This is a genomic window from Cobetia sp. cqz5-12 (assembly GCF_016495405.1).
In the GTDB taxonomy this organism is placed as follows: Bacteria; Pseudomonadota; Gammaproteobacteria; order Pseudomonadales; family Halomonadaceae; genus Cobetia.
In genome coordinates this window covers 3,179,190-3,191,258 of sequence record NZ_CP044522.1, presented here as the reverse complement: position 1 = coordinate 3,191,258, position 12,069 = coordinate 3,179,190, and the positions used below count along the sequence as shown (strand labels likewise).

General features: G+C 62.5%; 9 protein-coding genes. 4 read left to right on the top strand and 5 right to left on the bottom strand.

The genetic code is table 11. The annotated features are described in order from the left end of the window. Positions 1-183: 183 nt before the first annotated feature. The 3 genes from F8A90_RS13365 to edd are packed head-to-tail and all read right to left on the bottom strand — an operon-like array spanning position 184 to position 4,022. Positions 184-1,062 carry a D-hexose-6-phosphate mutarotase gene (locus tag F8A90_RS13365; protein ID WP_200017440.1) on the bottom strand — a complete coding sequence of 293 codons (879 nt, stop codon included), beginning with the start codon at positions 1,060-1,062 and terminating at the stop codon, positions 184-186. Positions 1,063-1,099: 37 nt separating this feature from the next. After that, positions 1,100-2,116 carry a glucokinase gene (gene glk / locus F8A90_RS13360; protein ID WP_200017439.1) on the bottom strand — a complete coding sequence of 339 codons (1,017 nt, stop codon included), beginning with the start codon at positions 2,114-2,116 and terminating at the stop codon, positions 1,100-1,102. A gap of 55 nt (positions 2,117-2,171) precedes the next feature. After that, on the bottom strand, positions 2,172-4,022 hold the full coding sequence (edd, locus tag F8A90_RS13355; RefSeq protein ID WP_054555569.1) for a phosphogluconate dehydratase: 1,851 nt from the start codon (positions 4,020-4,022) through the stop codon (positions 2,172-2,174). 365 nt (positions 4,023-4,387) lie between these two features. Here edd and gap point away from each other — a divergent pair, with 365 nt between their 5' ends. From gap to F8A90_RS13335, 4 genes are all read left to right on the top strand, one after another. Further along, the gene (gene gap, locus F8A90_RS13350; protein ID WP_043331416.1) at positions 4,388-5,392 is read left to right on the top strand and encodes a type I glyceraldehyde-3-phosphate dehydrogenase; all 1,005 of its coding nucleotides are present in this window, start codon (positions 4,388-4,390) and stop codon (positions 5,390-5,392) included. A gap of 695 nt (positions 5,393-6,087) precedes the next feature. After that, complete coding sequence (locus F8A90_RS13345) at positions 6,088-6,480, top strand: hypothetical protein (protein WP_200017438.1); 393 nt, start codon at positions 6,088-6,090, stop codon at positions 6,478-6,480. Positions 6,481-6,778: 298 nt separating this feature from the next. Continuing rightward, the gene (locus F8A90_RS13340; protein ID WP_200017437.1) at positions 6,779-9,184 is read left to right on the top strand and encodes a PAS domain-containing protein; all 2,406 of its coding nucleotides are present in this window, start codon (positions 6,779-6,781) and stop codon (positions 9,182-9,184) included. A 95-nt stretch (positions 9,185-9,279) separates the two neighbouring features. After that, on the top strand, positions 9,280-10,146 hold the full coding sequence (locus tag F8A90_RS13335) for a dienelactone hydrolase family protein (RefSeq protein ID WP_233593331.1): 867 nt from the start codon (positions 9,280-9,282) through the stop codon (positions 10,144-10,146). A gap of 178 nt (positions 10,147-10,324) precedes the next feature. Here the strand turns inward: F8A90_RS13335 and pncB are convergent, their stop codons facing one another. Together pncB and F8A90_RS17600 are read right to left on the bottom strand one after the other, a co-directional pair. Further along, a complete protein-coding gene (gene pncB / locus F8A90_RS13330) occupies positions 10,325-11,497 on the bottom strand; it encodes a nicotinate phosphoribosyltransferase (protein WP_166018855.1) in 1,173 nt (390 codons plus the stop codon). A gap of 159 nt (positions 11,498-11,656) precedes the next feature. Next, positions 11,657-12,034 (bottom strand): DUF4190 domain-containing protein, encoded by a 378-nt coding sequence (locus tag F8A90_RS17600; protein WP_233593330.1) that lies wholly within the window; start codon positions 12,032-12,034, stop codon positions 11,657-11,659. Positions 12,035-12,069 lie beyond the last annotated feature (35 nt).

The window sequence follows — 12,069 nt, the reverse complement described above, 5'->3', positions numbered from 1 at the left end:
TGTTGAAGTTCATCGGGGCGGGTCGCATTCTGTGGCGGCCCGACGCACGCTTGCAGGCGAGGCGAGAGTCACTGTCAGCCGGGAGTCGTGTCGATGACACGATTCAGGCGCTGAGCGCTCTCGGTTGGTCAACAAGGTGCGCAAGGTGCGGGCCACGCCTTGAGCCGCGTGGCCGGTTGTCATTCACTCGCCGCTCGTCTCATCACCGCTCAGCAGTGAGATGTGCTGAGCCAGCAGGTGCTGAGCGCCCGGCGGCAGCCAGACCGGATCGAGGCGCGTGCAGGCGGTCTCGACACACAGGAAGCCGCGTGCATTCTCGACGCTGGTGTCGGCCGGCGGCGCGTCTCCCGGGTGCCAGACCACCGTGGAGTCAGAACCCTGCTTGGCGATACGCAGCTGACGCTTGCCGTCTTCGAGCACCTGAACCTGGCTGGTCTGGTAGATGCGGTCCAGCGGGCCGCGTATGCCCAGTTCGCCCTGCTGGTCGAAGCGCGAGAAGTCCTGGCGCTTGTCCAGATAACTGGCGCCGGCCAGACCGGTGACACGACACTCGAAGGCATTCGGCACTGCGAAGTAGGTATGCAGCGCGCCGGTCATCTTGATCGGGGCGTCGCCACGGTTTTCCGTGATCAGCTCGACCTTGAGGAAGCGGCGGCTGGCAAAGATCACCACGCGAGGAGAGAGGGCGGCATGCAGCGCTGAGACCGGCGAGGCATGGATCTCGACGCCTTCCTCTTCCTCGTCCACCGCATCGATGCGCCAGTCGGCCTTGCGAGCGGGGCCATGCAGTTCGCTTTCGCCTTCGGGGTATTCATCTGCGAACCAGGGCCAGCACAGCGGAATGCCGCCACGAATGCTGCCCGGCTGGGCGGCGGGCGTTTCCGTCACCCACAGCCAGGGAGAATCGCCCGTTGGCTGATAGTGCAACACCTGAGCCCCCTGGTGGCAGACCACCAGCTCGCCCCACTCCTGGTTGAGGATCAACAGCGAGCGGCCCTGCCATTCGACAGTGCGTTGGTCAGCGGTGTCGGCGATCAGTGCGCGCAGACTTTCGGGGATCATCTCGAGCTACCTCGATGGTTCAGGAGGTGGCGGTGCATCATGCCACCTCTTCGTTGTGCAGAGCCTCGGCGGCACCCAGCAGGCCGGTCCACGGCGCGGTCACCACCCAGGTGGGTATCGCGGCATTGTAACGGCTCAGACGATTCTTGTCGGTGAAGGCGTGGCGGAAATCGCTGCGCATCAGCAGATCCAGGTTGCGCGGCAGCACGCCACCGCACAGATAGACCCCGCCACGCGCCCCCAGCGTGAGTGCTGCATCGCCGGCGACCGCGCCAAGAATCTTCATGAAGCGCATCACGGCATCAAAGGCGAGAGCATTCTGCGGTTCATCGTGATGCAGGTGCTCATGCGCTGCCTGACTGACACTGGCAGCACTGTCGAGAGGTGTCGGCAGGCCGCGAAGCTCGCCCAGGGCCTGATAGATCTCGAGCATGCCCTGGCCACACAGCAGGCGCTCCACCGAGACGCGACCATGGCGACGGCGGAAGATACCGAGCAGGCCATCCTCGACCTCGTCGGTAGGGGCGAAGCTTGCATGCCCCCCTTCGGTCGCGAGCGGAATCCAGTTGTGCGTGCCGCGCACCAGACCCGCGACACCCAGCCCGGTGCCGGGGCCGATCACCAGGCGTGGCGAGGCCGCGTCACCACTTCCTGCGGTGAGCTCCTCACCGATGGCCAGGCGTTCGCTGGCCTCGATGTGTGGCACGCCCAGCGCCATGGCGGTGAAATCATTGAGGCACTTGAAGCGCTCAAGCCCCAATGATTCGCGCACCTCGCGCTTGAGAAACGTCCAGTGATTGTTGGTCATGCTGACGCGTTCATCATGCACGGGGCAGGCAAAGGCCAGGCAGGCCTCGACGGGTCGCTCGGCCTCTGACAGGCCCAGCATCCGATAGTAGGCCTGGATGGCCTCCTCGAGTCCTGCATGCTCGGCGCAGGCGAGCGTCTGGATGTGCTGCAGGGTGTGGCTACCCGGCTGGACGAGTGCCAGCCGGGCATTGGTGCCACCGATATCGCCTACCAGAGCAAGGCGATGGGAGGTGTCGCGGGTCATCGTCCGGCATCCTTCCTTTGCGTCAGTGCCTCGGGAGAGTGACAGGGTTGGCCCATCACATCAGGTCGTGGCCGCTGCCCGGCAGATCGCCGTAGCCCGCAAAGCTGGAGGCGCCTTCCTCTGCACCGCCGACCAGTGAACGCATGCCGGAGAACAGCTCGCGGCCCAGGCCGTGATGATAGCTGTCGCGAGTGATGGTCTCGGCCTCGCGCTCGGCCCATTCGGCTTCATCGACCAGCGCCGTGAGGGTGCCGGCATTGGCATCCAGGCGGACCACGTCACCTTCGCGCAGGCGGGCCAGCGGACCACCGTCGAGCGCTTCCGGCGTCATGTGAATGGCGGCCGGGACCTTGCCCGAGGCGCCAGACATGCGGCCATCCGTCACCAATGCGACCTTGAAGCCGCGGTCCTGCAGGATGCCAAGGTAGGGCGTCAGCTTGTGCAGTTCCGGCATGCCGTTGGCACGCGGACCCTGGTAGCGCACCACGGCGACCATGTCCTGCTCCAGCTCGCCGGCTTCGAAGGCGGCCTTCATCTCATCCTGGTCACTGAACAGCTTCACCGGCGCTTCGACGAGACGATGCTCTTCCTTGACGGCAGAGACCTTGATCACGCCACGGCCCAGGTTGCCGTCCAGCACGGTCAGGCCGCCTGTCGGGGCGAAGGGGTTGGCCACCGGACGCAGCACATCTTCGTCGAGGCTGTCGGTGGGGCCGTCCTTCCATACCAGCTTGCCGTTCTCGAGGAAGGGCTCGCGGACATAGCCGGCCAGGGTGCCGCCGTCCTGGGTGGGGATGTCGTGGAGCAGACCCGCCTTGAGCAGTTCACGGATCAGGAAGCTCATGCCGCCAGCCGCCTGGAAGTGATTGATGTCGGCCTGGCCGTTCGGGTAGATGCGCGTCAGGCTCGGCACCACCGCGGAAAGCTCGGTGAAGTCATCCCAGGTGATGGTCACGCCTGCTGCGCCGGCCATCGCGACCAGGTGCAGGGTGTGGTTGGTGGAGCCGCCGGAGGCCAGCAGGCCGACCATGGCATTGACGATGGCGCGGGCATCGATCTGGCGATAGAAGGGACGGTAGTCGCCGCCGACTTCACTGTTGCGGATGGTCTGCTCGGCGGCGTGACGCGTCAGGGCTTCGCGCAGCGGGGTGCCCGGATTGACGAAGGATGCGCCCGGCAGGTGCAGGCCCATCAGCTCGACCATCAGCTGATTGGAGTTGGCGGTGCCATAGAAGGTGCAGGTGCCCGGGCTGTGGTAGGACGCGGACTCGGCTTCCAGCAGCGCATCGCGGCCGACCTTGCCTTCGGCGAACAGCTGGCGAACACGCGCCTTCTCGTTGTTGGGCAGGCCGGAGGGCATCGGGCCGGCCGGCACGAACAGCGTCGGCAGGTGACCGAAGCGTGCGGCGGCGATGAACAGGCCCGGGACGATCTTGTCACACACGCCGAGGAAAAGAGCGCCATCGAACATGTTGTGCGACAGGCCGACAGCGGCTGCCATGGCGATCAGGTCGCGTGAGAACAGCGATAGCTCCATGCCGGGCTGTCCCTGGGTCACGCCATCGCACATCGCGGGCACGCCGCCGGCGAACTGGGCGGTGGAGCCCATCGCCTGGACGGCTTCCTTGATGATGCGCGGATAGTCCTCGAACGGCTGGTGGGCGGACAACATGTCGTTATATGACGAAATAATGCCCAGGTTGGCCGAGTTCATCAGCTTGAGACGATTCTTGTCGGTCTCGCCACAGGCGGCAAAGCCGTGCGCCAGGTTGCCGCAGGAGAGCTCGGAGCGGTGTACGCCGCGGCGCTGCTGGCTTTCCATCAACTGCTCATAGGCGGCGCGGCGTTCGCGGGAGCGGTCGATGATGCGCTGGGTCACGTGCTCTACGGTCTGGTTGACTGACATGCTCTTACCTCATGTATCAGGCGGCGCAGGGCGCCGAGGCTGGCGAAAGAAAGCATTTCCCGCTGTGTGGGCGTGCTGCTATCCGGCGACGCTATCCAGTGGTGATGGCGGTGTAAAGCCTCTGGCCTCACTCGCGTCGCGTCGTTCGGTTACCGGGGTAGCCTACAGTAGCGCGTCATGGCGCTCGAGAAACGGTTTTGTTCGGAATATTCGGTAAATTTAACAAAAAAACTGCTTGAAGACTGGACGACTTTCGGCCAAATTATGGGAAAAGCGTGTAGGATAATTTCATGGAACGTATTGCAAGCTTCCGTTCTTCGATCAGGTCTGGTCCTGCACCCGCCATACGCCACAGGAGTTGAGTCATGACATTACGCGTCGCCATCAATGGTTTTGGTCGCATCGGTCGCAACGTGCTGCGTGCGCTGTATGAAGGTCAGTACAACGACCGTATCCAGGTCGTCGCCATCAATGATCTGGGTGATCCGAAGCTCAACGCTCACCTGCTGAGCCGCGATACCGTCCATGGCCGTTTCGCCGAAACCGTCTCGCACGACGAAGAGAACCTGTTCGTCGGTGACGACAAGATCCGCATCCTGGCCGAGCGTGACCCGGCCCAGCTGCCGTGGTCCAGCCTGGACATCGACCTGGTGATGGAATGCACCGGTCTGTTCACCAAGCGTGCAGCCGCTGCCAAGCACATCGAAGCCGGCGCCAAGCGTGTGCTGATCTCCGCGCCGAGCGGTGATGCCGATGCGACCGTCGTGTTCGGCGTCAACGAAGATGTGCTGAAGGCCGAGCATCAGGTCGTCTCCAACGCGTCCTGCACCACCAACTGCCTGGCGCCGGTCGCCAAGGCGCTGAATGATGAAGTCGGCATCGAGAATGGCCTGATGACTACCATTCACGCCTACACCAACGATCAGAACCTGTCGGATGTCTACCACTCCGACCCGTACCGTGCCCGCAGCGCGACCCATTCCATGATTCCGACCAAGACCGGTGCCGCCGCGGCGGTGGGGCTGGTGCTGCCGGAACTGAACGGCAAGCTGGATGGCCTGGCGATCCGCGTGCCGGTCATCAATGTGTCGCTGGTCGATCTGACCTTCACCGCGTCGCGTGATACCTCCATCGAAGAGATCAACGCCATCGTGGCCAAGGCCGCCGAAGGCTCCAGCGTGCTGGCCGTCAACGAGCTGCCGCTGGTGTCCATCGACTTCAATCACGATGCACACTCTTCCACCTTCGACAGCAATCACACTCGCGTCAGCGAAGATCGCCTGGTCAAGGTCATGGCGTGGTACGACAACGAGTGGGGCTTCTCCAACCGTATGCTCGACACTGCGCTGGCAATGCAAGCCGCCAAGTAAGCGCTTGGTGAGTCCCGCGCGGCCTTTGATCCCTCGTTGATCAACCGACAAGGCCGCGCGGGGCAGCAAGAATTCGGGGGTCTGTCAGTCTGTCGGCAAGACAGCAGGACAGGCTCTCAACAGGTGAGGACGAGTGGCCCGAGGATTCTCGCGTCGCGCTCAGGCTCCACGGACAAGGCAATGCCATTCGTCCCCTTTGAATCGGTGGTCGGTCAGGGTTGGCGCCAAGACCGGCTTCGATGCTGCTCGGAATGACATCGCGTCATCCATTTTTGAACCTCTCCCAACGGGAGAGGTTTTTTTTGCGCACCATAAAAGTGCGGGAGGTGCTCCAGAGCGCAAAGTGTCGTTGCATCGCGTCAATGGCGTGCCCTTATGGCAACTTTTCTTGGCACGATCGCGACAGAGTTGGCCCGGGTGGTGTGAAACGTGCACTGATACGTCGAGAAAGGTGGTCAACATGTCGTCATCGTAATTCACGCCCGAGTGAAATTAGCGAAACTGTGGCGGTGTGTTACACTTCTGACCTGTTGGCCTTGCGTTCATCGGTTAGCCAGGTCATGACAACGTCAAATCATGCAGGCGGTCACATGGCCTGTGAGTGATCCATTGTTGTGCGCAATTCAGGGAAGGTATTGCCACACTGCCGCACACTCTCCGGCAGTTATCTCGACTTCCACAGCAGGCTGTCTCAGATGCACGATGCCATCCGCGAAGCTCATGAATTGATCGGTGCCACCTTGCGCGACCCGCGCACCCAGCGACAGGGCAAGGTCGTGGGTATGGACCTGGGGCGTGAGCAGCCGGCGATCTATGTGCTATGGCAGGAAAGTGCCGCAGCGGAGCGCATTGGCATGGAGCCGGACGATTTTCGCGCGTTGCTCGAGCACCTGCGGGCGCGCCTGCCGGTCAAGGCGCCTTCCGCCCAGCAGGACAAGGACAGCAGGCAGCCACGGCGTCACAAGCGCAAGGCCCCGCGCGCTACTGCCCAGCCGGCTGGCGAGGGCAACGACGGCCGCAGCGGCGCACCTGATGCCCCGCCCTCCGCGCTCATCGATGATGCCATGCCGCGTTCCGCTCAAGGCTAGAGCTTTTCCAGGCCAGCTCTGTTCAAGGCAAGTCCCCAAAAAGCCCGAAGCTTATGCTTCGGGCTTTTTGCATCCTGAGGTTTTCCCTTCGGCGCCGCTTGCGTGATATTCGCCCACAATATTGCGCCTGCGCTGCCGATAAGGGAAATAGTCTGACGCAAAGGCAAAGGTTGCAATCGTTCCCATGCCATCATCTGCCCGGATCTTCGCGTAACCAAGCGTTGGGGGTACTGCTGGCTGCAAGCGCCATGGATAGGGCATTCTTGAGAGAACCGCATGACAGAGAAGGGGTTTCACGTTGTCTGAATCATTCGCGGATAGTCGTTTGCTGCAGCATCATTATGCTGTCGTGGCAGATGTGTTGTTCACGCTCAGTGCAGATGGTCAGCGCCTGATTGCCATGAATGCAGCGGCGGAACGTCTGCTGGGATATACGGTACGGGATTTTCTCAAGCAGCCGGAGCTCTGGCTTTCGCTGGTGATCACCGCCGACCGGCAGCGGTTGAGTGACTTTCGCGCCTCGATGGGGCGGTTCGAGCGCACGACGTACCGCATGCGGGACCGCAGCGGACAGTTGTTGTTGCTCGAGGAATGCCTGTGGAGTTCCGGCGTGGGGCATCCGTTGTGTGGGCGTGTGACGGATATCACGCAGCGGGACAAGGCCAATGAACAGGAGCAGCAACTGGCGCGTGCCTATCGTCTGATGATGGTGCGCAGCCGTGACCCGATGGCGATCCTGCTGCTCAAGGATGAAAGTCTGGTGATCAGTCATGCCAACCCGGCCTGGCATCTCTATCACGATGCGGCCTGTGCGCATTCCCGCCTCTCGCTTGAGCACCTCTACCTGCCTCATGTCCTGCGTAGCCTCGAGAGAGCCGAACCATGGCAATGCGATATCAGTCTGTCGCTGCCACGAGGGGAATCCAGATTGTCCGTGCAGATGGTCAGTCTGGGACGTTCACTCGCCGATGAGGGGCGTCAGGTGGCCGTGATGGCACGCGACATCACGCAGGTACACCAACGTCTCGAGAATGTGATCGATCAACAGCAGCGTCTGGCGCGGCGGGTGGATGAGACGCCCGGCGCTCACTACGCGACCGCTGGAGAGTGGCCTCCAGAGGAATTGGAGTATCTGTCGGCAGGTAGCGAGGCGCTCACCGGGCTCTCGCATGATCTGCTGATGGCAAGTCCGGGCCTCTGGCAGGCCCGGTTGGTGCCGGAAGAGCTGGCCATCTGCCAGCAGCGCTTCGACGAGGCCGTGCGGGAGCGCCATAGCCGTCTGAGCCTGTGTTACGCCTTCGTGCATGTGGATGGGCGCAAGCGCTATCTCCAGGATGACATCCAGCTGAGTTACTCCCCTGAGGGAGAGGTCACCGCCGTGCTCGGCAAGCTCAGTGACGTCACGCAACGCGAAGCGCATCGGCGCCAACTGGACAACCTTGTCCAGCAGATGCGCGGCGTCGTCTTCCAGTGTCGCCTGAGCCAGGAGGGCGAGCTGCGTTATACCTACCTCTCGCCTGTCGCCTCGCAACTGCTGGGGCTCGACCCGCAGGCCGTCATCGACGATCCCATGCTGCTGCTGGCACGCATCGTGGATCACGAGCGTGAGCAGCTGCTCGTCTCATTGCAGAGCAGCGCCCGGCAGCAATCACCCTGGGAGGCGGAGGTACGCTATCAGCATCCGGATGGTCAGGAACGCAGGTTGGCGTGTGTCGGGCTGCCGCAGGTGATCGACTCCCCCGAAGGCGGCGTGATCTGGAATGGCTATTGTGACGATGCCACCGCCCGATACCGTATCGAGGATGAGCTGCGCCAGAGCGAGGAACGCTATCGCTTCATCCTCAACTCCGTCAGCGATCTGGTCAGCATCGAGGACTCCCACGGGATCTGTCAGTACATCAGTCCCTCGGTGGAAAAGCTCTGCGGTTATCGCCCGCAGGAGATCATCGGCCAGGAGATCAAGCAGCTGATCCACCCTGATGACATGCAGCGCATCGCGCAGGAAGTCCATCGTGCCGCCTGTCTCGGTGAGGTGTTTCGAATCGACTTCAGGATTCAGCACAAGGCCGGGCATACCCTGTGGTTCGAGTCGATCTCGACGCCCTCGATGGACCCCGTCTCCGGGCGTTATCAGCGCGTGCTGTCGGTGTCGCGCAACATTCATGAGCGCAAGCTGGTCGAACAGCGCCGTGAGCATGAAGCGATGACGGACGCGATGACGGGCGCCATGACCCGCGCCAGCTTCCTCGACACGCTCGATACCCTGCTGAGTTCGTCATCGCGGGAGCAGATGGCGTTGATCCTGTTTGATATCGACCACTTCAAGCGCGTCAATGACACTCACGGCCATGCGGCGGGTGATCAGGTGCTGATCAGTCTTGGCGAGGAGTGTCGTGCCCAGCTGCGGCGCGACGACTGCTTTGCGCGTCTGGGCGGCGAGGAATTTGCCGTGCTGCTTACCGACGCCGGCACGGCCACCGGTGTCGGAATGGCCGAGCGGCTGCGACAGCAGATCGCGGCGCTGGAGGTGCGCTTCAAGTCGCTGACACTGCGCTGCACCATCAGCATGGGAGTGGCGACACCACAGCCGGGGGAGACCCGGGATGGCTACCTGCACCGTGCCGACATGGCACTCTACAGTGCTAAGCGCAGCGGTCGCGATCGGGTGGTGCTGGCATCGCAGTCCTTGAGCGAGGACAATTGAGCCAGCACCGGTGATCAACCGGGCACACCTGCAGCCGGTGTGTCGGATTGTGGATCGCGTCATGCAAGTGGATCAGGTCATACAAGGAGTAGGCGATGCGAATGTTACGTGGCTGGTGCGCTGGCACCCTGTTGTTTGCACAGTCGGTATTTTCCGCCGGACAGGCCATGGCCGCCGAGGAGGCACCGCTGGTCAATCGTCTCGAGGGGCCGCAGGTGGTGACGGAGACGGTGACCTATCGGGCCAATGGTGAGGAGCACGTGGGCCTGATCGCACGCGATGCCAAGGCGCAGGGGCGCCGGCCCGGCATCCTGCTGGTGCATGAGTGGTGGGGCTTGAACAGCTATGCCCGCAAGCGCGCCGAACAGCTGGCAGGACTTGGTTATGTGGTCATGGCCGTCGACATGTATGGCGGTGGGCGCACGGCCGAGCATCCCAAGGAGGCAGGGGCCTTCTCCTCCAAGGTGATGAGTGACTGGCCGAAGGCCGAATCCAGCTTCAATTCGGCGCTGGCGGTGCTGCGCTCACGTCCGGAAGTCGATGGCGAGCGCATGGCGGCGATCGGCTACTGTTTCGGCGGTGCCGTGGTGCTCAACATGGCGCTGACCGGAGCCCCGCTCAAGGCGGTCGTCAGCTTCCATGGCAGCCCGTCGATTGCCGTGACGGAGCCTGAGCCGTTCGCCGGTCGGGTCGTGATCCAGAATGGCGCGGCAGATACGCTGGTGCCGCAGGAGGATCTCGACAAGCTGGTCGCGACCTTCCAGTCTCTCGAGACGCGTACCACGCTGATCCAGTATCCGGGCGCCAAGCACGCCTTCACCAATCCGGAGTCGGATGCCAAGGCGGCCAGGTACGATCTGCCGCTGGGCTATGATGCAGCCGCGGATTCGGCTTCCTGGCAGGTCATGCTCAACCTGTTCAATGAGGTCTTCAAGACGCCGAAGAAATCCGTCAAGACCTGAGCCGTCAAGGCCTGAGCCGTCGCCATCTGTGCTGAAGGTGATCGACATGAAAAAGCCCGCCCGGGGAGTTTCCGGGCGGGCTTTTTCATGGGGCTTTTCCAGGAGCTATTTCATGAACCTGTTTCAAGGTCTCTGTCATGAGGTCAGGGCAAGGCGCTCAGCGATCGCTGAGCGTGCCTCAATCCAGCTCCTTGAGTGACAGCACCTGATGCGCCAGGCGAATCATGTCGGGGTCGCCGGTATGTTTGCTCGTGACATCGGACAGCTTGATCACAGGCACCCATTCCTGACCCTCGGGACGGGCTTCGGTCATCTTGATCACCATGTTCATCGGCTGCGGGCCGACATCATTGGTGAAGTTGGTGCCGATGCCGAACGACATGCCGATACGCCCGGCGCAGTAGCGCACGATACGATCGACCTTGTCGGTGTCCAGGCCATCGGAGAACACGATGGTCTTGGTCTTGGGGTCGATCCCCAGTGACTCATAGTGGCGGATGGTGGTCTCGGCGAATTCGATGGGGTCACCACTGTCGTGGCGCACGCCGTCAAACAGCTTGGCGAACTTCTTGTCGAAGCTCTTGAAGAAGGCCTGACTGGTGAAGGTGTCAGACAGGGCGATCCCCAGGTCGCCGCGATAGACCTTGACCCAGTTCTCCAGCGCCAGGATGTTGGCCATCTTGAAGCCGAAGCGCGCGGCATGAAACATGAACCACTCATGCGCGTGCGTGCCGATCGGCTTGATGCCGTGGCGCTGTGCCATGTGCACGTTGCTGGTGCCGATGAAGCAGCCGCGGCCGTGGTCCTTGAGGCCCGCGACCACCTTGTCGTGCACATCGTAGGAGTGCCGACGACGAGTGCCGAATTCCGCCACGCGGATGCCGAGTCGCTTGTAGTGCTCGATCTTGGCCAGGGTGCTGTCGCGCAGTGCCTGATCGCTGTCGCGCTGATCCCCGCCCAGCTGATACCAGAGCTCGCTGATCATCGCCATCAGCGGGACCTCCCACAGGATGGTGCGATACCAGTAGCCTTCGATATGTACCTCCAGCTCATCACCGGTCTGGGTGATGGTGATCTCGGAGGGATCGAAGCGGAAGCCCGCCAGGAAGTCACGGTAGGTCGGGTCCAAGAAGGGGCAGTGAAGCTCGAGGAAGGATTTCTCTTCCACGCTCAATGCCAGTTCGGCCATGTTGTCTACCGCGATACGCAAGGCCTCGCCGAACCCCGGCGGGAATGAATGCTCGCCACGGTTGATGAAGGCGTAGCGAGCGCGTGCATAGGGAAACAGTTTCACCACGGCGTTCTGCATGGTGAACTTGTAGAAATCATTATCGAGAATCGAGTACAACATCGAGGCTCGCTCAGTATCAAGGCGGCTCGGGGGAACCGGAATCGCTGGCAGGGCAGGCGCTGCGAGAAGCAGGTATGCCCCGCTGGCACGGGGAAGCAATGTCGACGCATTATCCGTGCAGGCGCGCTGCACGTTCAAGCCGGAGTGCCCAGGCGTAGGTCAGGTGCTGAAGGCCATGATGCCGAACATGGTCAGCATCATGCCGCCGAACATCAGCAGGCCGGCCAGCGACAGGGCGATCAGCAGGTAGCCGAGAATCAGTCCTGCCAGGGCCCAGCTGTCACCGGCTTCGCCACTGCGGCGGATCTGGCTGCGCGCAATGTGGCCACATACGACGCCGCCGAGTGCCGCAGGCGCGAGCAGGCAGCCGAGCACGCTCAGGGCAAAGGCGGCCACTGCCATGAGATTCGTGCTGGCATGGGTGTCCTGCGCGGGCGGGGTCGGTGCATAAGGCCCTTGAGAGGACTCTTGAGCGCGCCCCCGGGTCTGTGAGCCGCTCGTGGATGTGTCATCGGGCGGCGTGGGAGTTTCTGTCATGTGGGTCTCGTTGTCCTGCATCATGACGACACACT

Coding starts and splice junctions, on each gene's coding strand:
- edd (WP_054555569.1), bottom strand. CDS start 4,022: ATGTCAGTCAACCAGACCGTAGAGCACGTGACCCAGCGCATCATCGAC.
- gap (WP_043331416.1), top strand. CDS start 4,388: ATGACATTACGCGTCGCCATCAATGGTTTTGGTCGCATCGGTCGCAAC.
- pncB (WP_166018855.1), bottom strand. CDS start 11,497: ATGTTGTACTCGATTCTCGATAATGATTTCTACAAGTTCACCATGCAG.
- F8A90_RS13365 (WP_200017440.1), bottom strand. CDS start 1,062: ATGATCCCCGAAAGTCTGCGCGCACTGATCGCCGACACCGCTGACCAA.
- F8A90_RS17600 (WP_233593330.1), bottom strand. CDS start 12,034: ATGACAGAAACTCCCACGCCGCCCGATGACACATCCACGAGCGGCTCA.
- F8A90_RS13335 (WP_233593331.1), top strand. CDS start 9,280: ATGCGAATGTTACGTGGCTGGTGCGCTGGCACCCTGTTGTTTGCACAG.
- F8A90_RS13345 (WP_200017438.1), top strand. CDS start 6,088: ATGCACGATGCCATCCGCGAAGCTCATGAATTGATCGGTGCCACCTTG.
- glk (WP_200017439.1), bottom strand. CDS start 2,116: ATGACCCGCGACACCTCCCATCGCCTTGCTCTGGTAGGCGATATCGGT.